This window comes from Nonomuraea sp. NPDC049784 (genome assembly GCF_040659615.1).
Classification (GTDB): Bacteria; Actinomycetota; Actinomycetes; order Streptosporangiales; family Streptosporangiaceae; genus Nonomuraea.
Window position 1 is genome coordinate 1 of sequence record NZ_JBFAMX010000122.1, and the last position, 23,947, is coordinate 23,947.

23 protein-coding genes, 1 tRNA gene and 1 riboswitch are annotated in these 23,947 nt (G+C 67.8%); of the genes, 13 read left to right on the forward strand and 11 right to left on the reverse strand.

Annotated elements, in window-relative coordinates; all coding sequences use genetic code 11:
• The 5 genes from AB0J09_RS24530 to AB0J09_RS24550 form a co-directional block, all read left to right on the forward strand.
• On the forward strand, window positions 1-282 hold a 282-nt coding region (locus tag AB0J09_RS24530; RefSeq protein WP_360695284.1), incomplete at its 5' end, for a hypothetical protein.
• A 42-nt stretch (window positions 283-324) separates the two neighbouring features.
• Window positions 325-520, forward strand: a riboswitch (cobalamin riboswitch).
• Window positions 521-639: 119 nt separating this feature from the next.
• The gene (locus tag AB0J09_RS24535) at window positions 640-2,784 is read left to right on the forward strand and encodes a ribonucleoside-diphosphate reductase subunit alpha (protein WP_360695287.1); all 2,145 of its coding nucleotides are present in this window, start codon (window positions 640-642) and stop codon (window positions 2,782-2,784) included.
• 10 nt (window positions 2,785-2,794) lie between these two features.
• Window positions 2,795-3,790 carry a ribonucleotide-diphosphate reductase subunit beta gene (locus AB0J09_RS24540; protein WP_360695290.1) on the forward strand — a complete coding sequence of 332 codons (996 nt, stop codon included), beginning with the start codon at window positions 2,795-2,797 and terminating at the stop codon, window positions 3,788-3,790.
• A 56-nt stretch (window positions 3,791-3,846) separates the two neighbouring features.
• Window positions 3,847-4,863: a mechanosensitive ion channel domain-containing protein gene (locus AB0J09_RS24545; RefSeq protein WP_360695294.1), complete on the forward strand. Its 1,017-nt coding sequence runs from the start codon at window positions 3,847-3,849 to the stop codon at window positions 4,861-4,863.
• A 179-nt stretch (window positions 4,864-5,042) separates the two neighbouring features.
• Window positions 5,043-5,119, forward strand: a tRNA-Pro gene (locus tag AB0J09_RS24550).
• 255 nt (window positions 5,120-5,374) lie between these two features.
• Here AB0J09_RS24550 and AB0J09_RS24555 read toward each other — a convergent pair.
• The 4 genes from AB0J09_RS24555 to AB0J09_RS24570 all read right to left on the reverse strand — a co-directional run bounded on the left by AB0J09_RS24555 (window position 5,375) and on the right by AB0J09_RS24570 (window position 7,691).
• Window positions 5,375-6,442, reverse strand: coding sequence for a glycerophosphodiester phosphodiesterase family protein (locus AB0J09_RS24555; RefSeq protein ID WP_360695297.1), 1,068 nt, complete (start codon window positions 6,440-6,442; stop codon window positions 5,375-5,377).
• Between the two features lie 189 nt (window positions 6,443-6,631).
• Window positions 6,632-6,997, reverse strand: coding sequence for an MmcQ/YjbR family DNA-binding protein (locus AB0J09_RS24560; RefSeq protein ID WP_360695300.1), 366 nt, complete (start codon window positions 6,995-6,997; stop codon window positions 6,632-6,634).
• A gap of 71 nt (window positions 6,998-7,068) precedes the next feature.
• Window positions 7,069-7,482, reverse strand: coding sequence for a VOC family protein (locus AB0J09_RS24565; RefSeq protein ID WP_360695303.1), 414 nt, complete (start codon window positions 7,480-7,482; stop codon window positions 7,069-7,071).
• A gap of 68 nt (window positions 7,483-7,550) precedes the next feature.
• Window positions 7,551-7,691: a hypothetical protein gene (locus AB0J09_RS24570; protein ID WP_360695306.1), complete on the reverse strand. Its 141-nt coding sequence runs from the start codon at window positions 7,689-7,691 to the stop codon at window positions 7,551-7,553.
• 471 nt (window positions 7,692-8,162) lie between these two features.
• On the opposite strand from AB0J09_RS24570, the gene AB0J09_RS24575 reads away from it, so the two are divergent.
• Window positions 8,163-9,710: a polysaccharide lyase family 1 protein gene (locus AB0J09_RS24575; RefSeq protein ID WP_360695309.1), complete on the forward strand. Its 1,548-nt coding sequence runs from the start codon at window positions 8,163-8,165 to the stop codon at window positions 9,708-9,710.
• Between the two features lie 465 nt (window positions 9,711-10,175).
• On the opposite strand, the gene AB0J09_RS24580 is transcribed toward AB0J09_RS24575, so the two are convergent.
• Together AB0J09_RS24580 and AB0J09_RS24585 are read right to left on the reverse strand one after the other, a co-directional pair.
• Entirely contained in the window at window positions 10,176-11,357 is a 1,182-nt protein-coding gene (locus AB0J09_RS24580; RefSeq protein WP_360695312.1) for an ROK family protein, read from the reverse strand.
• A gap of 124 nt (window positions 11,358-11,481) precedes the next feature.
• Window positions 11,482-13,584, reverse strand: coding sequence for an alpha-galactosidase (locus AB0J09_RS24585; protein WP_360695315.1), 2,103 nt, complete (start codon window positions 13,582-13,584; stop codon window positions 11,482-11,484).
• Window positions 13,585-13,778: 194 nt separating this feature from the next.
• On the opposite strand from AB0J09_RS24585, the gene AB0J09_RS24590 reads away from it, so the two are divergent.
• The 6 genes from AB0J09_RS24590 (at window position 13,779) to AB0J09_RS24615 (ending at window position 18,818) form a co-directional block, all read left to right on the forward strand.
• Window positions 13,779-14,546 (forward strand): ThuA domain-containing protein, encoded by a 768-nt coding sequence (locus AB0J09_RS24590; protein ID WP_360695318.1) that lies wholly within the window; start codon window positions 13,779-13,781, stop codon window positions 14,544-14,546.
• Window positions 14,543-15,535, forward strand: coding sequence for a Gfo/Idh/MocA family oxidoreductase (locus AB0J09_RS24595; protein WP_360695321.1), 993 nt, complete (start codon window positions 14,543-14,545; stop codon window positions 15,533-15,535). The genes AB0J09_RS24590 and AB0J09_RS24595 overlap by 4 nt, the downstream gene beginning before the upstream one ends.
• Window positions 15,529-16,476 carry a sugar ABC transporter permease gene (locus tag AB0J09_RS24600; RefSeq protein ID WP_360695324.1) on the forward strand — a complete coding sequence of 316 codons (948 nt, stop codon included), beginning with the start codon at window positions 15,529-15,531 and terminating at the stop codon, window positions 16,474-16,476. Before AB0J09_RS24595 ends, AB0J09_RS24600 begins: the two co-directional genes overlap by 7 nt.
• Window positions 16,473-17,294: a carbohydrate ABC transporter permease gene (locus AB0J09_RS24605; RefSeq protein WP_360695328.1), complete on the forward strand. Its 822-nt coding sequence runs from the start codon at window positions 16,473-16,475 to the stop codon at window positions 17,292-17,294. The genes AB0J09_RS24600 and AB0J09_RS24605 overlap by 4 nt, the downstream gene beginning before the upstream one ends.
• Window positions 17,291-18,523 carry an extracellular solute-binding protein gene (locus AB0J09_RS24610; RefSeq protein WP_360695331.1) on the forward strand — a complete coding sequence of 411 codons (1,233 nt, stop codon included), beginning with the start codon at window positions 17,291-17,293 and terminating at the stop codon, window positions 18,521-18,523. Before AB0J09_RS24605 ends, AB0J09_RS24610 begins: the two co-directional genes overlap by 4 nt.
• A 73-nt stretch (window positions 18,524-18,596) precedes the next feature.
• Window positions 18,597-18,818, forward strand: coding sequence for a hypothetical protein (locus tag AB0J09_RS24615; RefSeq protein WP_360695334.1), 222 nt, complete (start codon window positions 18,597-18,599; stop codon window positions 18,816-18,818).
• A gap of 60 nt (window positions 18,819-18,878) precedes the next feature.
• On the opposite strand, the gene AB0J09_RS24620 is transcribed toward AB0J09_RS24615, so the two are convergent.
• The 4 genes from AB0J09_RS24620 to AB0J09_RS24635 form a co-directional block, all read right to left on the reverse strand.
• Window positions 18,879-19,895, reverse strand: a complete 1,017-nt coding sequence (locus tag AB0J09_RS24620; RefSeq protein WP_360695337.1) for a hypothetical protein — start codon at window positions 19,893-19,895, stop codon at window positions 18,879-18,881.
• 274 nt (window positions 19,896-20,169) lie between these two features.
• A complete protein-coding gene (locus AB0J09_RS24625) occupies window positions 20,170-20,862 on the reverse strand; it encodes a hypothetical protein (RefSeq protein ID WP_360695340.1) in 693 nt (230 codons plus the stop codon).
• A gap of 3 nt (window positions 20,863-20,865) precedes the next feature.
• Complete coding sequence (locus tag AB0J09_RS24630; protein WP_360695343.1) at window positions 20,866-22,059, reverse strand: cytochrome P450; 1,194 nt, start codon at window positions 22,057-22,059, stop codon at window positions 20,866-20,868.
• A complete protein-coding gene (locus AB0J09_RS24635; RefSeq protein ID WP_360695346.1) occupies window positions 22,059-22,463 on the reverse strand; it encodes a hypothetical protein in 405 nt (134 codons plus the stop codon). The genes AB0J09_RS24630 and AB0J09_RS24635 overlap by 1 nt, the downstream gene beginning before the upstream one ends.
• Before the next feature lie 99 nt (window positions 22,464-22,562).
• On the opposite strand from AB0J09_RS24635, the gene AB0J09_RS24640 reads away from it, so the two are divergent.
• Window positions 22,563-23,165, forward strand: coding sequence for a TetR/AcrR family transcriptional regulator (locus tag AB0J09_RS24640; RefSeq protein WP_360695349.1), 603 nt, complete (start codon window positions 22,563-22,565; stop codon window positions 23,163-23,165).
• Between the two features lie 145 nt (window positions 23,166-23,310).
• On the opposite strand, the gene AB0J09_RS24645 is transcribed toward AB0J09_RS24640, so the two are convergent.
• The coding region (locus AB0J09_RS24645; protein WP_360695352.1) for a hypothetical protein at window positions 23,311-23,947 on the reverse strand (637 nt) is incomplete at its 5' end.

The following is a 23,947-nucleotide window of genomic DNA, read 5'->3' on the forward strand; positions in this document are numbered from 1 at the left end:
CCGGAACTGGACGTGCCGACGCTGCTGGAGTCCGGCGTACGGGTGGACTTCGCGGACTGGGTGGCGGCCTTCGGCCCCGAGGCCATGCCGGAAGGGGCTCGCGAGGCGGCCATCCGCATGTGCGACGACGTGACCAGCTCGCCGGCCTGGGACGCGGCCTGCCGTTCCGAGGGGTGGATCTCGATCCCGCTGAGTGGCGACGACTTCGACCTGTGGCTGGGCACCGAGGTCGAGCGCACCCGCGCCGTACTGCGAGATCTCGGACTGCTCAACAAGCCCTAGCCACAACATGCTGGGTCAGTTGCGGGAACGGCTACTAGATGTAGGATCCTCCTCGTCGCTGGTTCGCCTCTCCGGAGGCGGAGTAAAAGGGAACCCGGTGCGATTCCGGGGCTGCCCCGCAGCGGTGAGCGGGAACGACCGCCGTCATACGCACTGGAGCGATCCGGGAAGCGACGGCCATTAGGCAACGATTGTGCGCCCGCGAGCCCGAAGACCTGCCTGCGACATGCCGGGCTGCCCGCCCGGCGTGAAGTGACCATGGCCTCGAGGGAGGGCCGGGGAGCGAACCGGCGGGTGCTTCCTGCCGTCGTGCTCTCGCGCGCCCTCACGGGGGACGAGCTCGCGAGGAGAGAGCACGTGACGCAGATCATCGGGATCGACCGTCGTCTGGCCATCGAGGAGGCCGCCGCCCGGGTCATCGCCGATCCGGCCAACTCCCGGGTCGCCGCCCGGCTGCTGGCCGAGGAGATCGCCGAGGAGGCGGCCGCGCACGGGGTGCGGTCGTTCTCCGAGTCCATCGCCGCCACCCACGCGGCCGGGCTCATCCAGGACGGGCTGGCGGAGTTCGTCGCCGCGCACGCGGCCGAGCTGGACGCGCTGGTCTCCGTGGAGGCGGACGACCGGTTCGAGTACTTCGGGTTGCGCACCGTCTATGACCGCTACCTGCTGCGCCACCCCGAGACGCGGGCGGTGCTGGAGCGGCCGCAGCACTTCTTCCTCCGCGTGTCCTGCGGGTTGTCGGAGACGGTCGAGGAGGCCGCCGAGCTCTACGGGCTCATGTCCACGCTGTCGTACCTGCCCAGCTCGCCCACGCTGTTCAACTCAGGCGCGCGCCGGCCGCAGCTCTCGTCGTGCTTCCTGCTCGACTCGCCGCGCGACGAGCTGGAGGCGATCTACGACAGGTACGGGCAGGTGGCGCGGCTGTCGAAGTACGCGGGAGGCATCGGCATCGCCTGGACCCGGGTGCGCTCGCGCGGCTCCCTGATCCGGGGCACGAACGGCCACTCCAACGGCATCGTCCCCTGGCTGCGCACGCTCGACTCCTCCGTCGCGGCGGTCAACCAGGGCGGGCGGCGCAAGGGCGCGGCCTGCGTCTACCTGGAGACCTGGCACGCCGACATCGAGGAGTTCCTCGAGCTGCGCGACAACACCGGCGAGGACGCCCGGCGTACCCACAACCTCAACCTGGCGAACTGGGTGCCCGACGAGTTCATGCGCCGGGTGGAGGCGGACGAGGTCTGGTCGCTGTTCGACCCGAAGGAGGTGCCCGACCTCACCGACCTGTACGGGGAGGCGTTCACGGAGGCGTACCGCGCGTACGAGGCCGCGGGGCGTTACATCCGGCAGCTCCCGGCCAGGACCCTCTACGGCCGAATGATGCGCACACTCGCCCAGACCGGGAACGGCTGGATGACGTTCAAGGACGCCGCCAACCGCACCTCCAACCAGACCGCCCGTCCCGAGAACGTCATCCACCTGTCGAACCTGTGCACCGAGATCCTGGAGGTCACCAGCGACGCCGAGACCGCGGTCTGCAACCTCGGCTCCATCAACCTCGCCGCCTGCCTCTCCGGGGGCGACCTGGACTGGGACCGGCTCCGCGGCACCGTACGCACGGCCGTGCGCTTCCTGGACAGGACCATCGACCTGGGCTTCTACCCCACGCCCGAGGCCGAGTCGGCGAACAAGCGGTGGCGGCCGATCGGGCTCGGCGTGATGGGCCTGGCCGACGTGTTCTTCGCGCTGCGGCTGCCGTTCGACTCGCCGCGGGCCCTCGAGCTGTCCACCCGGATCGCCGAGGAGATCGCGCTGGCCGCGTACGACACCTCGGCCGACCTCGCGGCCGAGCGCGGCCGGCACCCCTCGTACGCCGACACGCGGGCGGCCGGGGGAGTGCTGCACCCGGACCACTACGGCGCCGGGACCTCGCCGCGCTGGGAGGCGCTGCGGGAGAAGGTCGGCGTGACCGGCCTGCGCAACTCGCTCATGATCGCCATCGCGCCGACCGCCACGATCGCCTCCATCGCCGGCTGCTACGAGTGCATCGAGCCGCAGGTGTCCAACGTGTTCAAGCGCGAGACCCTGTCCGGGGAGTTCCTGCAGGTCAACCGGTACCTGGTGGCCGACCTGCAGGCACGCGGGCTGTGGACGCAGGAGATGCGCGACGCCATCAAGCGGGCCGACGGTTCGATCCAGGCGGTCCCCGGCATCCCCGACGACCTCAAGGTGCTCTACCGCACTGCCTGGGAGCTGCCGCAGAAGGCGCTGATCGACCTGGCCGCCGCCCGCCAGCCGTACATCGACCAGTCGCAGTCCCTGAACCTCTTCATGGCCAGCCCGACCATCGGCAAGCTCTCGTCGATGTACGCCTACGCCTGGAAGCGGGGCCTGAAGACCACGTACTACCTGCGCTCCCGCCCCGCCACCCGCATCGCCCAGACCACCGTCGCGGCTTCGGTTTGCTCCCTGGAGAACCCGGAGACCTGCGAAGCCTGCCAGTAAGGAGACGTCTATGCTGCTCGACCCGGGAATGGACCTCACGCTCCGGCCCATGCGCTACCTCGACTTCTACGAACGGTACCGCGCGGCCATCCGCAACACGTGGACCGTCGAGGAGGTGGACCTCCACTCCGACCTCGCCGACCTGGCCAAGATGACGCCCCAGGAACGGCACCTGATCAACCGGCTGGTCGCGTTCTTCGCCACCGGCGACTCGATCGTGGCCAACAACCTCGTGCTCAACCTCTACCAGCACGTCAACGCCCCTGAGGCGCGCCTGTACCTCAGCAGGCAGCTGTTCGAGGAGGCCGTGCACGTCCAGTTCTACCTGACCTTGCTGGACACCTACCTTCCGGACCTTTCCGAACGGGTGCAGGCCTTCGCCGCGATCGACCACATTCCTTCGATCCGCGACAAAGCGGAATTCTGCTTCAAATGGATCGACTCGATCAACGAGTTGCAGCGCCTGGAGACCCGGGACGACCGCCGGCGCTTCCTCCTGAACCTGATCTGCTTCGCCGCCTGCATCGAGGGCCTGTTCTTCTACGGCGCCTTCGCGTATGTGTACTGGTTCCGCTCCCGCGGCCTGCTCGGGGGCCTGGCCACCGGCACGAACTGGGTGTTCCGGGACGAGTCCATGCACATGGAGTTCGCCTTCAGCGTGGTGGACACGGTGAGGGCGGAGGAACCAGGACTTTTTAACGATGACCTGGGCAAACAGGTTACTCTCATGCTGGAGGAGGCCGTGGCCGCCGAGCTGGCCTTCGCCGAGGACCTGTGCGGGGACGGTATGCCCGGCATGGGGGTCGAGCAGATGCGCCAGTACCTCGAGTACGTCGCTGACCAGCGGCTGGTCAGGCTGGGCATGCCCAAGAGGTACGGCTCGGCGAACCCGTTCGCGTTCATGGAGTTGCAGGACGTCCAGGAACTGGCCAACTTCTTCGAACGGCGGGTCTCTGCGTATCAAGTGGCAGTTGAGGGCAATGTGACCTTTGACGAGTCTTTCTAGACATTGGGGGGCAAGGCGTGCAGTCTCTGGCGGACTGGCCGATTCTCGTAATCTCGGTGATCGGGTCGATCCTCCTGGTTGAGCTGGTCCGGAGGGTGCTCAACAAGGTCGGGCGCAAATGGGCGCTCGCCCGGCACCTGGTGGAGCACTGCACGTGGCCCGCGTTCTCGGTGGCGGCCGTGGCGGCCTTCAATCTCGTCTTCAGGCCCGAGATGTTCGGCGCCGGCCCGGACGAACAGGGCGTCGCCGCGACGGTGCAGCGGGTACTCGGCCTCGCCACGATCGCCGCGGTCACCTGGCTGATCGTCCAAGCCTCGTACGCGCTGACGGACGTCGTACTCGACCGGCTGGTGCTGGTCGAGGGGGAGCGCAACCGCAGGGCGCGGCGGATCAGGACGCAGCTCACGCTGGTCCGCCGCATCGCCGCCGCGGTCATCATCGTGATCGCCATCGGCGCCATGCTCTTCTCATTCCCTCAGGTCCGCGCCCTCGGAGCGGGGATCCTGGCCTCGGCGGGCATCGCGGGCGCCATCGTCGGCATCGCCGCCCAGCCGACCATCGGCAACGCCCTGGCCGGCCTCCAACTCGCCTTCAGCGACGCGCTCCGACTCGACGACGTGGTCGTCGTGGAGGACGAATGGGGCAGGATCGAGGAGCTGACGCTCACCTATGTCGTCCTGCGCCTATGGGACGAGCGCCGCCTGGTCCTGCCGGTGTCCTACTTCACCCAGAACCCGTTCGAGAACTGGACCCGGCACGGCAGCCGGGTCCTCGCCGTCGTCTTCCTGCGCGTGGACTGGTCGGTGCCGGTGTCGAAACTACGGGAGGCGCTGTACGAGTTCCTGCAGGGCAATCCGCTGTGGGACCAGAAGGACTGGACGCTCCAGGTCACCGACGTGCTCCCGAACGGCCTGGTGGAACTGCGCGCCCTGATGAGCGCCGCGGACTCGCCGTCCGCGTGGGACCTCAAGTGCGACGTACGCGAGTTCCTGGTCGACCACGTCAGGGACAACTACCCGGACTCCCTGCCCCGCTTCCGCGTGGAGACCCCGGAATCCCGCGTGCAAAATTAAATATGTGGCACGGGGCCGATCAAGGCTTTACCGTGGACATTGTCCAGCAGCACGAAGAAAGGCGGAGAAGTGAGCATCATCCTGGCCCTTCCCGAGCCGCCGCGAAGGCTTTCCGGATAAATCCTCGAATTATTCGGAGAGCCGTCTCGGATCCACCGGGACGGCTTATTTGTTGACGGCCGAGTGTGGGGTAGTTTGGTCAAACCCGCCTGCCTTGGGAGCAGGAGCACCGCAGGTTCGAATCCTGCCACTCGGACAGCGGTCCTGAAAGGAAAGGGCCGCGGGCCACGGCCTGGCCGACGGGATTGGCGCCCCCCGGCCGGACCCAGCCCCCGCCCCGGGCCGGCCCACGCCAGCCAAGCCCGGGGCCCAGCCGCTCTGGCCCAACCGGCAGAGGCGCCGTCACCCGCAGGGGACACGAAATCGGGTATCGACCGACACATCGCACGCCTGGGGAGCGTTCATCGCGTATGAGTACGCCTGCTCGACGACATCGGGGACGGCAGAGGGGTCAGCGCGTCGCGTAGGCCTTAGGCAGTCGCATGCCACGGTCAGCCATGATCTGCCGGACGCGGTTCGGATAGTCCGTGATGATGCCGTCGATGCCCATGTCCATGAGGGCCACGATGGTCGCGGGGTCGTCGCAGGTCCAGGGGATGACCTTCAGGCCACGTGCGTGTGCCTCGGACACCATCGTCGTGTCGACGTAGAAGCGGAAGCCGGGGTCGCCGATCTTTCCGTTCTGCGGGAAGCCGTACACGGGGGACAGCGCGGTGACGCCCGGGATGCTCGCGGCGGCCTTCACGAAGTCGCCGCCGAAGTCGTCGGCGTCGATCCCGCCGAGCCACGGCGAGGCGCCGGGCTTGCCCACCTGGAGGAAGTCGTAATTGGTCAGCGCAACCAGTGGCCAGGACGGCGCCAGCCGGTGCATTTCCATCAGCGCGCCCCAGTCGAAGGACTGGATGGTGACCTGGTCCGCGATTCCCGAGGCGTCGATCTCCTCGAACACCCGGCGGACGAACAGCTCGCGCGGCTGGGTCTGCTCCGGCGCGCCCGCCTCGACCTTGGTCTCGATGTTCAGCTTGACCTGCTTGGCGTGGAAGCTCTTGACGAGGTTCAACACGTCCTTGAGCTCGACCATCCGGAAGCCGTGGATCACCTCCTGCTCGGGGAAACCGGGCAGTTGCTGGTATCCGCAGTCCATGGTCTTGATCTGGGCCAGGGTCAGGTCCTTGATGAACTTGCCGACGTAGGGGTACATCGGGTCGCCCGGTGTGACCGGCGCGGTGTCGCGGCACTTCTGGGCGCTGATCTGCCGGTCGTGGTTGACGACGACTTTCTCGTCCTTGGTGACGTGGGTGTCCAGCTCAAGTGTGCTGACCCCGAGGCGCAGGGCCTTGGTGAAACCCTCCAGCGACTCCTCGGTGGTCAAGCCGAGCCCACCTCGGTGGGCCTGCAGGTCGAAGTGGGTCTTCTGAGGCAGCACACCGGGGTCAGCAGCGGTCGACGCGTGGGCGGCTACCGGAGCGGCAAGTGCCGGCAGGAATGCCAAGCCTGCCAGGACATGGCGAAGGTACACGGGAGGCTCCTTGGTCAGGTCTATATGACCTCGCGAAGGTAGATCGTCCGCCGACCCGCGCTACGGCCGTAGCGTGATGGCGTCGTGAACGTTCGCCGAACGCTTCCAGCGACGGCCTGGAGGCCCGCTGCCTCGCCGACAAGCGCAAAGCCATCGGCAACTCGGCGACCCCTGCTCTACTCCATGCCGTCAGGGCTTCAGCTTGTTCCGTTGAGCCCTGGTCAGCCGCGCCACCACCAGCTCGTAGGAGTGATCGATCAGCTCCAACAGCTCTTCATCGGGCACCGAGCCATCGAGGGCCACGGTGTTCCAGTGGCGCTTGTTGAGGTGGTAGCCCGGCGTGATCGCGGCATAGCGAGCACGCAGATCGGCGGCCAGATCGGGATCACACTTGAGGCTGACACTCCCCGGCGGAGGATCCAGCGGCACCAGCGCGAACATCCGCCCGGTCACCTTGAACACGGCCACCCCGTCGCCGAACGGGTAGTCCTCCGCCGCTCCTGGCTTGGCCAGGCATTCCGCGATCACCCGGTCACGCGATGAGCTGCGCACCATCACCTGCCTGGTCTCTGGCTCCGAGGTCGGGCCAACCGTAGAGGGCGCCGCAAGAACAATCGTTACCCCTGCTAAGCCTGCGGCTGGCTGATGTTGACCATCCACGATACGCCGAACTTGTCGACGCACATGCCGAACTCGTCGCCCCAGGCCTGCCTCTGCAGGGGCATCGTGACCGTCCCGCCCGCGGACAGTTTCTCCCAGTAGCCACGCAGGAGGTCGGCGTCGTCGCCGCTGAGACTCACCGAAGAGCCCGCCATGGGCTGGTACGGCATGTCGCTGGTGACGTCGCTGGCCATGATCGTGTAACCGGCGTCGGTCTCCAGCGTCGCGTGCATGGTCCGGTCGGCGTCCGGTGAGTCCGTCGCGCCGAACTCGGCGAAGGTGTTGAGGGCGAGGTTGCCGCCGAACACGTTCGCGTAGAACTCCATCGCCTGGCGGGCGTTGCCGTTGAACGTAAGGTACGGGTTGAGCCGTGAGGACATGATTCCTCCTGGAACTGCGGGTCCTGGACATAGCCCGGCCAGTCGAGGTGAAGCAGGTGAGGACTACGTTAGCGCCTCGCATGCCAGGCGCTGAGGATGTCGGTCGTCTGCGGGGTTTCGGCCGCCGCTACGGTCCGACCGCCGTTGAGTGCCTCCACCGACCCGCCGGCGTCATTGAGCATGTCGGCGGTCAGCACTCGCCGGGTCACTCGTCGCTCTCCCAGCCGTGCTCGGTCATGTCCGGCCACACGCCGGTGGCGATGTCGCCTCTCCGCCTGCCACGATGAAACTTTCACCGGCCCCTGCAACTCCCAGCAGCTCAGGGTATGCAGTGTGACCTGCCCGGACGGCGGTCCGGAGATTCGCGCAGCCACGGAGTGCTTTCGCGCCTCAGCCCCGTGTGCTTCACTGCTCCCACCGTCGGAAAGCGCTTACCGACTATCGGTAAGTGCTTTCCGAAATGGAGTGCCGACGCCCGTTCGAAAGGGGTCCGACTCGGAAGAAACGATAAGGCGTCGGGCGGAGCGATCGTGCTTGCCGTCCCCTTGAGCGCCAATAGATGAAAAGAGCTCTCGGCGTACGGCTCTCGACGTTCCCTTTTTCGGCGCCCCTGCAGCAGGCCCGCAGCATCCGACCGCAGGGAAACGCACCCAGCATACGAAGACGAAGGTGAGACGAGGATGAGACGAGTAGTCGCGTTGCGACTCCAGGCGGCGCTGGCCACGGCGGCCATTGCCGGCACGATCGGCATGGTTTTACCGGGAATCCAGGCGTCGGCAGCGTCCGGCAGCGCCACCGGCTACGCGACCAGCAACGGTGGGACCACCGGCGGTTCGGGCGGGCAGACGGTGAGGGCCACCACGGGGACCGCGATCCATGCGGCTCTGTGCAGCCGGGCCAGCAGCAGCACCCCGATCACCATCGAGGTCGAGGGGACCATCAATCACGGCAACACCAGCAAGGTGTCGGGCGGAAGCTGCAACACCGCCGACGGCGTGATCGAACTCAAGCAGATCAGCAACGTCACGATCATCGGCGTTGGCAGCGGGGCCGTCTTCGACCAGCTGGGCATCCACATCCGCGAGGCCAGCAACATCATCATCCAGAACGTGACCGTCCGGAACGTCAAGAAGTCGGGCTCGCCCACGTCCAACGGTGGCGACGCCATCGGCATGGAGAGCGACGTACGCAACGTCTGGGTCGATCACGTCACTCTGGAAGCCTCAGGCGGGGAGTCGGAGGGGTTCGACGGCCTCTTCGACATGAAGAACAACACCCAGTACGTGACCCTGTCCTACAGCATCCTGCGCAACTCCGGTCGCGGCGGGCTCATCGGGTCCAGTGAGAGCGACCTCTCGAACGGCTTCATCACGTTCCATCACAACCTGTATGAGAACATCGACTCCCGCACGCCCCTGCTGCGTGGCGGCATCGCTCACATCTACAACAACGCCTACATAAACCTCCACGAGTCCGGCATCAACTCCCGAGCCGGGGCCCGCGCCAAGGTGGAGAACAACTACTTCAAGGACTCCAAGGACGTCCTCGGCACCTTCTACACCGACGCGGCCGGCTACTGGCAGGTCAGTGGCAACACGTTCGACAACGTGACCTGGTCCAGCCCCGGCAGCGAGAACAACCCCGCCGGCCCCAACCCCCAGTCCAACACCACCGTCAGCATCCCGTACTCCTACAGCCTCGACGGGGCCGCCTGCGTGCCGGACATCGTCCGCCAGACGGCAGGCGCCGACAAGGGTCTGCAGGTGTCGAACGGCAACTGCTCACCACAGACACCGACGGCGACACCAACCAGTCCCACACCGACAGCCAGCCCTACACCGACAATCAGCCCTACCCCCGGCGGAACCAACCTCAGCATCGGGGCCGGCTCCGACGGCTCCAGCAAGGCTGACGGGACGAGCTACGGCAACGTGCGGGACGGCAACATGAGCACCTACTGGTCGCCGGCCGGCTCGACCGGCGACATCTCGATCAAATGGAGTTCCGCCAAGACGGTGTCCAGAATCAACATCCGAGAGGCGTCAGGCTCCACGGGCGCTATCGGGTCCTGGCAGGTCATCAACGCCGACACCGGCGCCGTCCTGAAATCCGGCAGCGGGGCGGGCGCCATCACCCTTGCCCCGACCTCGCTGAGCAAGATCACCCTCAGGATCGCCAGCTCGACCGGCACACCGAAGGTCGCCGAGTTCGAGACCTACGCCGGGTAGCAGACGGTCCCGCCGCCTACTACTGATCACCAGGAACGGGGCCCGTCAGAACTGACGGGCCCCGCGCTTCTGCCCTGAACGGTCAGAGCCCGGAGGGGCCCGTGACGCGACTCCCGTCGGACCTGGCGGTTACGTCAAGCGTGTCGCTCGTACTCCGCATTACGACGGCGTGCTGCCAGGTCACCGCGACCCTGCCGTCATCGCCATCTTCGGAATCGGCCCCGTCGATGTGCGATTGGTTGATCCGGCGAAGCCGTCCTGGCGTCGGGTATGAGCATCAATCCGGAAGCCTTCCGAGTTTCCTGAGGTATGTCCCGGGTCAGCCCCCACTCCGGAGGAGACCCGCCGGCACGCCGTGGCCACCCTCCAGCCATGAAGGCTGACGGACAGCTCAGCCATGCCGGGGGGCACGGTTCTGTGGGGACCGTCGCAGCGATGCGGCGGTCCTACCGGCGAGTCGAGGTCTCATGATGGTTTCGAAGTGGGGGTGAGGCCGGCGAAGAGACGTTCCTCGGCGACGTCGAGGGCGCTGCGTACGGCTCCGATCGCGGAAGAGTGGTCCCCCATGACCGAGCAGACGACCGCCGGCGGGAAGGCCGTCTCGCGTTCGATGCGGACGCGTACCGGCTCGCGGATGGCCTCGCCGGCGGCTGAGATGCCACCCCCGATGATCACGAGTTCGGGGTCGATCGTCACCATGACCGGCGCCAGACCCTGTACGAGTAGGTCGGCGAACCCGTCGATGCCCGCCTGAGCGGCCGCGTCGCCCGCCTTGGCGGCGTCGAAGATAGCCCGGATCGCATCGCCCTGGTCCGCGCTCCGCTCGGCCAGAGTTCTGGGCGCCAACTCCAGCAGCTGTTCGTACGCGTGCGCCCACGGCAGCCCACGCCAGAGGCCGATCTCGGCCGCCGCCCCGTGCCCACCGGCGTGCGGCCGGCCCGCGACCAGCAGGCCGGTGCCCATGCGGCGGCCGACGTGGACATACACCACGTCGGAGGCGTCGCGGGCCACGCCTTTCCAGTGCTCGGCCAGCGCGGCCATGCGCATGTCGTTGAAGACCTGGGTCAAGATGCCGAACCGGTCGTAGACGTGTTTGCCCAGGTCGATGCCGTCCCATTCGGGGATGGCCGGAGCGTGGGCGACCTTGCCGTCGGGGCCGACGACGCCAGGCGTGGCGATTGCCGCGCACATGATGTCGGTGGCGGACAGGCCGGCCGCATTCAGGGCCTCGCTGATCGTCTGGTTCATGATCGACAGGCGCCTGGCCCTGGAGGAGGCGGGGCGGAGGGTCTTGCGGTGTTCGGCGACGATCTCGCCGGACAGGTCGCTGACGAGCACCAGCACCTTGTGGCCCCCGATGTCGACGCCGAGCACGTGGCCGGCGGCCGGGCGGAACTCGAAGCGCTGCGCGGGCCGCCCCACCCGATCCTTCTGGTCGGAGCTGCTCTGGATCCAGCCCGCCTCAAGGAGGTCGGAGATCGCCTGGCTCACGGTGGGCCGGGAGATCTTGGCGGCGGCCGCGATCGCGGTGATCGTGTGGCTGCCGCCGCCGTACAGCACCCGGAGCACAGACCGCAGGTTGAGCAGGCGCACCATGGACATGTCGCCGCTGAGGTGCGTCGTCGGCGGAACCATGAACGAGGTCATCCGTTTCGCTTTCTGCCTCGTACTTTACAATTTGGGCGTCGGGCGCCCGTCCGACGCGGTCGGCCGCAACGAGTCGGCAGGGAAGTGGCGTAGCCCCGGCCTTGCGGCGCCGAAATGATATCGATCATGCCGAGATCTCGATGAGCATCGCAGTCTCGGGGCGCAGGGTGGGCAGCCGAACGCCGACCGTGCCGAGCGTCGCGCCGCTGAATCGGGCCTGCGAGCCGAGCCAGCCAGGCCGGGGGCCGAGATCGTCGCTGTTCGGGCCGATGAGCCGGATCGTGTAGTGGCGGGCCGGGTCGAGGCCGGGGAAGGTCATGCGTCCCGCGGGCTCCTCGTCGGAGCGGCACATCGCGGCCACCGAGTAGAGCGCGAGCTCCGGTGTCACGACGCCGGTCAGCCAGCGGCCGGAGCTCGGGTGCTCGTCGCGGACGAGCGTGCCGGAGTGCAGCAGCGCCCGGTAGTGCTTGTAGATGGCGATCCATTCGGCGAGCTCGGTGGTCGCGGCCCCGTCGAGCTTGGTGAGGTCGAGTTCCAGGCCGAAGTGCGCGAACAGCGAGGTGATCGCGCGGAAGGCGAGGTCGTGCCGGCGGCCGGTGGTGTGTGAGACGGCGGAGGCGACGTGGCCGCCGATGAGTTCGAGCGGGATGAGCTGGCTGGTCCAGCGCTGGATGGTCTGCCGTTCGAGCGGGTCGATGCAGTCGGAGGCCCACACCCGATCGGTGTGCTCCAGGATCCCGAGGTCGACGCGGGCGCCCCCGGACGAGCAGGACTCGATCTCCAGTCCGGGGAACGCGGCGCGCAGCTCGTCCATCAGCCGGTAGGCGGCCAGCGTCTGCCGATGGACGCCGGGCGCCTCGATCAGGTCGCGGTTGTGGTCCCACTTGAGGTAGCCGACGCCGTACTCGGCGATGACCGCGGACATCTGCTTGAGCAGGTGGTCGAACGCCTCCGGGTTGGCGAGGTCGAGCACCTGCTGCCAGCGCGAGGTCGGTGGCAGCTCGGGCCGCGCCCGGAGCATCCATTCCGGGTGCGTGCCCGCGAGCTTCGAGCGCGGGCTGACCATCTCCGGCTCGAACCACAGCCCGAAGGTCATGCCGAGCTCCTTGACCCGGTCGACCAGGGGATGAAGCCCGTCCGGCCAGCTGCGCTCGTCCACGAACCAGTCGCCCAGTCCTCGTTCCGGCCCGTTCCTGCGGTGGAACCAGCCGTCGTCGAGCACGAACCGCTCCACTCCGATCGCGGCTCCGCGTTCGGCCAGCGTCAGCAACGTGTCGAGGTCATGATCGAAGTACACGGCCTCCCACACGTTGAGGTTCACCGGCCGGGGGGACCCGGGATGGTGCGGCCGCTGCCTGAGGTGCCGGTGGAACCGGGAGGCCAACTCGTCGAGCCCGTCTGCCCACCCGAAGAACAGATCGGGCGACTCGTAGCTCTCTCCCGGCCGCAACATGATCTCCCCGGGCAGCAGCGACTCGCCGCCGCCCAGCGTCCTGAAGCCCTCACCGGTACGCTCGGCCCAGGTGCGATGGTTGCCGCTCCAGGCCGTGTGGACCGCCCACACCTCCCCCGACCGGAACCCGAACCCCGCGACGCCCGCCGCCACCACAGTCGCCGCGTCCGCCCCAGTGCGGCCCCGCCGTCCTTCACGCAGATGCACACCCACGTTGAACGGCCCCCGCTGTGGTTGCCGCTCCCGCGACCAGCGCCCGGCCAGGTCGAGCAGCTCCACCGCCCGGTCGGGCACCGGGAGCACGGCCGACAGCGCGTCGACCCGGTATTCGTCATCCCCGTCATTCCGTACGGTCGTGCGCAACCGGACCAGCCCGCTGCCGGTCAGCTCGATGGCGAGCCGCAGCCCGAGCGCGGTGTCCGGGTCGGACGCCTCGACGGTGAGCCGCCGTCCCTCCTGGACGGCGGTGCTCACGGTGAATCGGGGGGCCCAAGCCTCGCTGCCGCGCGAGCCGGACAGCCCCGGGATGCCGAACCACCCGGTGTGGCCCTCTGGCAGCACCGAGTGCGAGACCGGCCCGTCGATGAGATTGATCACGTGCGGCGGGACGGCGGCCTCGGCCATCGCGTCGAGCTCGGCCTGATCGCATGGGCCCGGGTCGGCGCCCCAGTGGACGACGCTGGGGAGCCCTGCGGACCGTAGGTCGACGATCAGGGCAACGCCGGCGGATCGCAACTGTACGACGCGCCGTTCGGCGTCGGAAGGCTTCGTCATCCTGACCCTTCTCGTCATGTCATTGGATGTCTCACCCAAGGATCATTCCAGTATGAGGAAGCAGTCCGGGCTCGGAGACCTTCGCAGTGGAGTGGTTTTCCCTGGTAACCGGCTGACGGTTGCTCTCGGGAACATCGTACTCCTATTATGGAGAAGGCTTGCATAAGTACGCAGGACTTTCTACGATACATCCGATGTATCGGCTCGGCGGATGGGTGCGAGAACGCATGAACGTGACCGTGTGGAACGAGTTCTACGAGGAGAGGAAATTTCCCAGCGTCTCAGCGGTGTATCCGGACGGACTCCACGTCGTGCTGAGACAGGCCCTGGTCGAGCACCTCGGTCCCGAAGCTGACGTGCGCGTCGCGCTCCAGGAGGAGCCCGAGCACGGTCTCGGCCAGACCGTACTGGACGAAACCGACGTGCTGCTCTGGTGGAGTCACCTCAAGGACGACGAGGTCTCCGACGAGGTGGTCGAACGGGTCAGGCGCCGCGTGCTCGACGGTATGGGCCTGCTCATCCTGCACTCCGCCATCGGATCGAAGATCGCCAAGGCCCTGCTCGGCACGTCCGGTCAGATGACCGGCTGGCGTCACGGCGACAGCGAGCTGCTCTGGACGATCCTGCCGGGCCATGAGATCGTCCGCGGCGTCCCCAACCCCGTCGTCATCCCCTCGGGCGAGATGTACGGCGAGCCGCTGGACATCCCCACGCCGGACGAGCTCGTGTTCATCAGCTCCTACCAGGGTGGTGAGGTGCTGCGCAGCGGCTGCGGCTTCTTCCGGGGCAGGGGCCGGATCTTCTTCTTCGCCCCCGGACACGAGGAGGCCCCGATCTACTTCCAGCCCGAGATCAGGCGCATCCTGGCCAACGCCGTGCGGTGGGCGGCACCACCCGCCGAGGCCCAGCCTAAGGCCAGCAGGCAGGGCGAGTACCCGAAGAACTGGTGGGTCGAGGCATGACGGACCTGATCCAGATCGGCCTCGGTCCCTGGGGGATCGACTGGGCCACCAAGATCCTTCCGCAGTTCACCGACGCCAAGGTGACCGGCTGGGTGGACGCCTCCTCCGGCGCGCGTGCGGCGTTCGTCGCCGAGACCGGCGCCGACCCGGCCACCATGTACGCCACCGTGGAGGAGGCGCTCGAGGCGACCGGGGCCGTCGCCGCGATCGCACCGGTCGCGATTGGCGCGCACGCGGCCGTCGCCCGGCAGGTGCTGGAGGCCGGCGCGCATCTGCTGCTGGAGAAGCCGTTCGCGCTGGACACGGCCACCGCCCGGGAGCTCGCCGGCCTTGCCGCCGAGCGCGGCCTGGTCTTCGGCATCGACCAGAACTACCGCATCTTCCCCGCCGCCCCGGTCGTCCGCGACCTGCTCGAACGGCAGGCCGTCGGGACCATCCGCCGGGTCTCCCTCGAATGGCACCGCATCCACCAGGGCGTCAGGGACTCCAATGCCCTGGTCGAGCTGGCCATCCACCATTTCGACCTCATGCGCTACCTGTTCGGGCGAGAAGCGGTGGCGATCACATGCGTGCCGGTGAGGCCCGTACAGTCGGCGCAGGACCGTACGCCGGGCGCGAGCCTCCTCGTCGAGTTGGACGGCGGGCTCACCATCGACTACGTGCTGTCCAGCCAGGGGGTGGACGCGCAGACGCCGTGGCCCGGAGTATGGCGCATCTCCGGTGACGAGGGGCTCATCAGGTGGGGAGCCGCGCCGGACGACCACCGGGCCGTGTCGATCAGCAACGGCGACGGGAACACGACCGCCATCGAGGTGCCCGAACTGCCGCTGTTCGAGCGGGCCGGGGTGCTGCGGGCATTCATCGACGCGGTCGAGGGCTCGGGCGCGCCGACCTCGCCCGCCGCAGACAACGCGCACAGCGTCGCGATGCTGGAGGCGGCGCTGACCTCGGCGCGCACCGGGAAAAGTACGAGGGTCGAGAAATGGTGACGGCCGTGGCCGACTGGGGCACGATCCGCAAACAGCGGCAGAGCAAACCGAGGCGGGGCGGTGGCGGGACCACGCTGTTCGGCCGTAGGACGATGCTGTTCCTGCTGCCGGGGGCCCTGTACCTGGCGGTGCTGTCGGTCTACCCGCTCATCGATCTGTTCCGTACGGCGTTCTCCGACGTGACCGCTGCGAACCTACTGGGTGAGCGGCCGTTCAACGGGCTCGACAACATGTGGCGGGTGATCGACGACCCGTCGTTCGGTCACGTGGTACTGCAGACGCTGGCCATCGTCGCGATCGTCCTCGTCGTGGGGCTGGCCGGCGGGTTCGCCGCCGCGCTGATGCTGCGCCCGCGCACTCGGCTGAGCAGCGTGACGCTCGGCGTGATGGTGTTCGTCTGGACGTTGCCGGCGGTCGTCGCCGGGAATCTGTGGAAATTTCTGCTGGAGTCGGGCGGGCCGGTCAACTCCGTACTGCTCTGGCTGCATGTGATCGGGCAGCCGATCCCCTGGCTCGCCAACGGCACGCTGGCGATCGTCGTGCTCGGACTGGTCAACGCCTGGATGGTGGTGCCGTTCTGCGCACTCGTCCTGCGCGCGGCGCTGCTTGACGTGTCCAAGGAACTGCTGGAGGCCGCCGCGCTCGACGGTGCGGCCGGCTGGAAGGTGACCAGGTACATCGTGCTGCCGCTGCTGCGCCCCGTCCTCTCCATTCTCGGGGTGCTCGTCGTGATCAACGCGTTCCGCTCATTCGACCTCATCTTCGTGATGACCAGCGGCGGGCCTGGCACCTCCACGACCACGCTGCCGTACCTGGGCTACCAGCAGGCGTTCAAGTTCTTCGAGTTCGGCCAGGGCTCGTTCACCGCCACGTTGTCGCTGGTCATCGTGCTCTTCCTGGGCGCCGTCTACCTGCGGATGAACCGGCGGGAGGAGTCGTGACCGACGCAAGGCGCAACACCACGGTGACCGTGCTGGGCTGCGTTGTCCTGCTGGCGATCTATGCACTGCCGCTGTATTGGCTGGTCGCCACCTCGTTCAAGAGCCTCAAGGACGTGTTCGCCGGATCGGCGGCCCTGATCTTCACACCCACCGTGCAGGCTTACGTCGACGTGTGGAACGGCGGCTTTGCCACCTCGGCGGCCAACTCGTTGATCATCGCCGTGTCCACGACGGTCATCGTGCTTGTCATCGCCGTGCCCACCTCCTACGGCCTGGCGCGGCTCAGCGGCCCCGTGGTGACCGGGGGACTTGCTGTGCTGATCATCCTGCAGATGGTGCCGACGACCTCGACCCTCATCCCGTTGAACCGGCTGCTGGCCCAGTGGGGGCTCACCGGCAACCTGTACGGCGTGGCGATCGCCATCGCCGCGACGAACCTGCCGTTCAGCATGCTGCTGCTCAGGCCCTTCTTCACCGGGGTACCCATCGCTATCGAGGAGGCCGCCGCCAGCGACGGCGCCGACAGGTGGCAGCGGTTTGTGAAGATCGTGCTGCCTATCACCCGCAACGGGATCGCGACCGTGGCCACCCTCACCTTCATCGGCGCGTGGGGTGAGTTCCTGTACGCGATCACCTTTCTCAACGACCCGGGTCAGTACCCGGTCAGCGCGCTGCTCGCGCAGCAAATGTCCTCCTACGGGGTGAACTGGCCGGGACTCATGGCGGTCTCCGTCCTCGTCTCGGTCCCCACGGTTCTGATCTATCTGTTCGGGCAGCGACTGCTGGTCGGCGGCATCACGATGGGAAGCATCCGTTGAATTCTGCAAAACTCCGCAGGGTCGCCGCCGCGGTCGGCCTGTGCGCTCTGGCCGCATGCGGGACCTCCGGCTCCGGCGGGGCGGGCAACGCCAACCAGGTCACGTTCTGGCACTACTACGCCCAGGGCATCCCCGCCACCGCGAAGTTCACCAAGGACCTCAATGACATCTACGCCAAGGCCAAGCCGCCCAAGCCGCCCAAGCCGCTGAACAGCGTGTACGTGCCCGGTGAGCAGCTGACCCAGAAGGTCGTCGCCACAGCGGCCAGCAAACAGGGCCCCGACGTCTTCGTCCAGGGCGGCGCCGACCTGCTCCAGCTCATCAAGGCCGGCGCGATCGCTGACTTCACCGCGCAGTACGACAAGTTCAAGGACAAGGACCAGATCCCCGACTCGGCCGTCATCAAATACGACGGCAAGGTGTACGGCGTGCAGGGCTTCAGCAACACGACCGCCCTCTGGTACAACAAGGCGATCCTGGACGAGTTCGGCATCACACCGCCCACGACGATGGATGAGCTGAACGCCGACCTGGAGAAGATCGGCAAGAAGTACATCGGCATCGGCCTGCCCGGCCAGGGAGATCAGGACGTCAACGCCTTTTCCTTCATCACCGCGTACGGGTTCGACTACGCCAAGCCCGACGCCGCCGCCCTGGAGACTGCGTTCAGGCTGGTCGGCAGCTGGGCCGACAAGGGGTACCTGCCCAGGGACGCCGCCACCTGGACCGCCGACGTCGCCTTCCAGAAGTTCGCCACCGGCGGCATGGCCTTCGTGCTCGGCGGCAACTGGCAGTACGGCAACGCCAAGAAGACCGCGTCGTTCAAGTACGGCGTTGTGCCCGTGCCCAACGGGACCGCTCCGGCCAAGGTCTACCAGTTCGGCGACAACGTGCACATGAGCGCGTTCACCAAGGACAAGGACGCCGCCTTCAACGCCATCGCCACCATGTTCCTCAGCCAGGACGGCGAGCTCGCCGCCCTGGAGGCGGGCAGCATGCCGGTGCGCAAGGACCTGGCCGACACCAAGGGCATGCAGGATCCGATCTACAGCCAGTTCCGCAAGGCCCTGCAGAACGGCGTGCCGTACCAGCTGCCGGGGTTCGACACCGAGCTGACGCAGATGCGCACGTCGGTGTCCGAGGCGTGGAGTGCCGTGATCGCGGGACAGTCCTCCCCGAAGGACGCCGCCGCCACCGCGGTCGCCGCCGTCCAGCGCGCCGCCAAGTAAGACCACAATTCTTACGAGGGAGAAATCCGCATGCGACTGCGTGCCACCCCCCGTCCTTGCCCTCGTCATCGCCATGATCGCCGGCCGGCTCGCGCCGAGGTCGTTCACCCGCGCCGGCAGTACTGAACCCACCGAGGGAGTGTGGTCCCACCTCAAGCGCAGCCTGGGCAACCTGGCAGCCTGCACCCTGGACGAACTCGCCGCCCTGATGCGAACCCGACTCGAGGAGATACGGCGCCCAGCGCTCCTGGACGTGGCTCGCACCGGCCTGATCATCAATCCGGAACCGCCGTGAAACCCCGGCCTTTCAACCTCTGTACTGGGTACCGACTACAGGGGCTTGACGGCTCGGCATTCAGGAGCCGGTGACGCTCAGGTAGCCGTTCCGGCTCCAAAGGATCTTGACCTTGCCCTTGGACTTCGGCACGACGGCGAAGTACATCGAGGCCCTCTTGTACACGGCCTTCTCACGGAAGGTCTTGCCCTTGCTCAGATTTTTGGCCAGGGAGCCGCTGTAGAACTTCATCCCGGGCGCGCCGGTGCGGGCGGTGTAGGTGTCCTCTTCCGTGATGCCATACCAGAACAGCGCGCTTCCGGAGGTCGTGCGCAGCGCGTACAACTCCTGGGCGGGCTGGGTGTTGCGCCGGAGGTCCCATCCGGTCGGCAGGTTCTCCCGATCCCGCTTGCGCACGTCGGCGTCCCAGGTGAAGACGTTCCGCAAGATGATCCGGTTGGCGCGCGGGTCGTCACCGGCGGTGGTCAGCAGGCGTGCGTGCGTCCGGGTGAGTTCCTGGGGTGAGATCACGAGCCCCGCGCGGTCGTCCGGGGCGAGCACGGTGGCGAAGCCGTCGTCGTCACGTGCCTGGGTGGGGAGCCTGTCCAGCGTCGCGGAGTCCGCCACCATGCGCCACCCGGCCGACGTCTTCGCGAAAATGATCTGCTCCCACAGGCGGTTGCCCGGGCGCTTGAACTCGGCCAAGAACCACGGTGTGCCCGCGGCCGCTCGAGGGATGGCGAAGCGCGGCTTGACGATGCGGCTCTGCGAGACCTTGGCAGTCTCCCCTTGCAACCGGTCGAGTCGTACCTCAGCCTGGTGGATCTCCGCGATCAGGCCCGCCTCCGCTGCCGACCAGTCTGTGCCGCCCTGGCGCAACGCCTCCCTCTCGGCGCTGTCCCAGCGGGCGAGGATCTGCTTGGCCTCCGCCACCGTCACGACCCCCTGCTTCTGCGGAGGCGGGGACGTTACGGTTCCCCGTTTCGGTGAGTCCACGAACGGCGCGGAGGGTCCACCGTTCGCTTTCTCCCCGACGAGGCCGCAGGCGGTGATGACGGGCAGGATGAGCAGGATGGATAACTGGCGTTTGGTGGTCATGGCTGTCTCCGTGGTGTGATTGCCCCCTTGTACGCGGTCCTCATCGCCGGAGTTCAGCCCGTACGGGTGCCATGCCCAATGGTTCAAAGGGCTTGCGCCCCGCGTTTCCTGACCCTGGGCCGCTCGAAAACGCGTCCTCACTGGTCAGAGCTGTCAGGCAGGGGCAGTCCGATCAGGGGATCATGAATGGATGGCTCCTTTAGGTTGTCTACGCTGTCGTGCGGCATGGTCGAAGCGGAGGATGCGGCGGCGAAGGCCATCGCGTGCTCAGCTCTTATGTCTCACGTCGCAGTATCCGCTTGATCTCGGCGAACAGGTCGCTCGCCGTGTCGGTGACGGCCGCGCCGTACCTGGAGACCTCCTCGTTCCTATGGAGCAGCACGGCGTTGGACGTATAGAGCACCAGCGGGATCCGGCTGGACTGCATCCCACTCAGCAGCTTCAGCCCGGCTCGCGGCTCCTCGATCCCGTCCTCGATCCGGTGCAGGTCGGAGATGACGAGGTCGAACTTCCCCGCGTCCAGGGCTTGGAGCGCCTGCGCGGTCGTGCCGGCCGTCTCGATGTCCACGCCGAGTCGCTGCAGGTAGTTGATTTCGAAGAGGTGATGCTTGATGTTGTCGTCGGCCCACAGGATGCGGCTGCCGGGGAAGGATTCCTCGTCCCGCTTGGCGGAGTGCCCGGTCATTTTCGAGATCTGCTCGCCCAGGAAATCGGCGAGCCTGCCGGGATCGGTGCCGGGTTCTTGAACGGCCTGCCGTACCGTGTCCTGCAGCGCCTCCACCGCGACCTCGTCGAATTCCACGCTGAGCGGACCGACCGAGGCGCTGCGCGCCCGCTCGGTCAGCCCGCTGAGCACGGAGACGACTCGGCGCCGGAAGCTGACGACAATGACCAGCGTCACGACGGGCCAGGAGACGAGGTGGCCGACCAGGCGGAGCACGGAGTCCACCCACTGCTGGAGGGTCATCGGTCACACCGCTACGGGGAGCCGGGCCGGGCCGCGCAGGTTGATGCGGCCGTTCCACTCCACCTCGCCGTCGAGCGCGAGGCCGGGGAAGCGGCGCACCAAGCGCTCGATCGCCACCCGGGCCTCCAGCCGGGCAAGTGCCGCGCCGAGGCAGTGGTGCCTGCCGCCGCCGAAGGACACGTGCTCGCGGGCGTTCTCCCGATCCAGGCGGAGCCGGTCGGCGTCCGGACCCCAGAACCGCTCGTCGCGGTTGGCGGAGGCCAGGCTCGCGACCACGAACGTGTTGGCCGGGATGACCTGGTCTCGCACGGTGTAGGGCTCGGTGGTGATCCGGCGGGTCTGCTGGACCGGGCTGTCGTAACGCAGGAACTCCTCGACGGCGTTGCCGGACAGGTCCGGCCGGGTGCGCAGCAACGCGAGCTGCTCCGGGTGGCGCAGCAGGGCGAGCACGCCGCCGGCGATGAGGTTCACCGTCGTTTCGTGGCCCGCCACGTAGAGCAGCACGACCTGGGCGGCCAGCTCGTCGTCGGTGAGCCGGTCGCCCTGGTGTTCGACCGCGATGAGCGAGCTGAGCAGGTCGTCGGCCGGGTTGGCGCGCTTGTGCGCGATCACCTCGCCGATGAGAGTGTCCATCCGCTCCGACGCCTTGCCGATCTCCTCGAACAGCTGAGGGTCGCCGATCGGTTCGAGGGTGCGGACAAGTAACCCGCTCAGCTCCCGGATGAGGGCGTGGTCGGCCGGTGGCATGCCGAGCATGCGGGAGATCACCGTGAACGGCAGCGGGAAGGCGAGGGCCGAGATGAGGTCCACGCTCCCGGCGTCCGCGATGTCGTCGAGCGCGGAGTCGACGATGTGGGTGATCTCCGGTTCGAGCGCCGCGACCTGGCGCGGGGTGAACACCTTCGACACCAGGGAGCGCAGCCGCGTGTGGTCGGGCGGGTCACGGTCGAGCATGCTGCGACGGTCGCGGCGGAACTGCTCGCGCTGGTCGCGGACGGGTCCAGGAGCCAGCAGGCGGTCGTCGACCGAGAGCCGGGCGCGCAGGAACGCCGCGACGTCGTCGTAGGCGGTCAGCAACCAGAAGCCGAAGGGATGCTCGTGTACGGGATCGGTCTGCCGCAACAGATGGTAGGCCGGGTACGGATCGTCGGTGAAGCCGGGCTCGAACGGGTTGAACAGCAACGGTGCCTCGGTCATCAGGCCTCCTGGCGTCCTGCTCGCGCGGTTGATGTGAAGTGGATCGGGATCCGTCGCGGCGCTGAGGCCGGCGTCAGGTCCAGGCTGACCCCGGTCGCGGCCCGCAGCGTGCGCCGGTGGTGCTCGTCGAACTCGGCGAGAGCCGGATCGCCTGCGTGTGCGTCCAGCAGCATCCTGACCTCGGGCATGTCATCGGCGAGCGCTCGCCATAGCCGGATCACGGCGGCGCGCATGTCCGGCGGCCGGTCTTCGAGCAGGGCGTCCAAGCGTGCGTCGAACGTGCGATACCAGCGACGCTGCGCCTCTCGGAGAAACTCGCCGAAGCCACCGAACTCGGTCTCGACCTCGTCGGCGAGCGGTCCGGTGACAGCCGGCTGCCCGCTCGCGGCGATCTCGGCCAGCACGGCATGCATCAGCTGATGACGGCGACGCAGTTCGCTCCACGACATTGTGACCTACTCGGCGTCGGTAACATACACTGCGTATGTTCGTATACTCTGCGTATGTCATCTGTCAAGAGCCGGCGCGAGCAGTACTCGCAGGCCACCAAGACCGCCATACTCGAGGCGGCCACGCGCCGGTTCGCGGAGTACGGCTTCGCCGGGACGACTCTCGAGGACGTCGCCGCCGACATCCAGGCCAGCCGTGGCGCGGTCTACCACCATTTCGCGAACAAGATCGCGCTGCTCGAGTCGGTCCTGGACGTCCTGGAAACCGAGATGATCCGCAAGGTCAGCGAGGCCGGCTCGGGTGCCACCCAACCGTGGCAGGCGGGGCTGCTGGCAGTGGAGGCGTTCCTCGACTGCTGCTGCGATCCGGTCTACGGCCGAGTGGTCTGGCAGGAGGCCCCCATCGCGCTCGGCTGGCAACGTTGGAAGGAGCACGAGGGGAAGTACTCCTACGGGCTCATCGAGCAGTTGATCACGGCGGCCTTGGACAGCGGGGACATCCCGCCGCTGCCTCTGGAGCCGATGACGCACATCACCTTCCACATCCTCGGCGCCGCGGGGATGGCGCTGGCCGAGGCGGGCGAAGCAGACAAGCCGCGGGTCAGGGCCGAATACCTCCAGACGATCGCTTACATGCTCGTCGGCGGGCGCCGGTGAGCGTGCCACACCGATACGCCCCAGAGGGCCGAGCCTCCCGGGCACCGCTGCCTCACGAATCAGCCGGCGGCTCACCATAGAAGTGGGCGAGCGGCCCGTGAGGGCGGCGTCCGGCAGGTGGCGCACGCACGGGTCCGTCGCGTGGTCAGCATCCGTCGCAGAGGCGGAACGATCGCCCCAGGTCGACGATGAAGCGGGCGAGTGCGGCCCGTTTGCGGAACAGGTCGTGCAGCTCGGGGGTGGGCTCCTGGTCCAGGAGCTCGAAGGGGATCGCGGTCCACGCGCTGCGCAGCACGAGCGCGGCGACGTAACCGAAGGAGACCTCGCCGGGGTCCGCGATGCCAGCCGTCGCGGCGGCGTACGCGGCCTCGATCGCCTCGTGGACGGCGGGCAGGTCCGCGGGGTCGAGCTCGCCGGTGTGCGCCCGGCCGACCAGGAGCTGGCCGAGGTCGAAGCCCACGGCCGCCGGGTGCGGCCAGCTCCAGTCGACGGCCACGAACTCCGCAGAGCTGTCCGCCGGGATCAGCAGGTTCATGGGGCCGGCGTCACCGTGGACGAGGGTGTGCGGGAGGCGGTCCAAGGCCTCCAGCAGCGGGTCGATCCGGTCGGCGAGGGCCAGCAGGTCGGCCCGGAGCAGGGGGTCGGCGTGCCGGGCGACCAGCGGGTGGCGCCACGTCGCCGGTTCCCGCAGGATCGGCAGGAACAGGTTGGCGACCGGACCCTCGCAGTAATAGCGGAGGCCGCGGTTGAGCGGGTCGCGCGACGCGGACGACCGGCCCGCC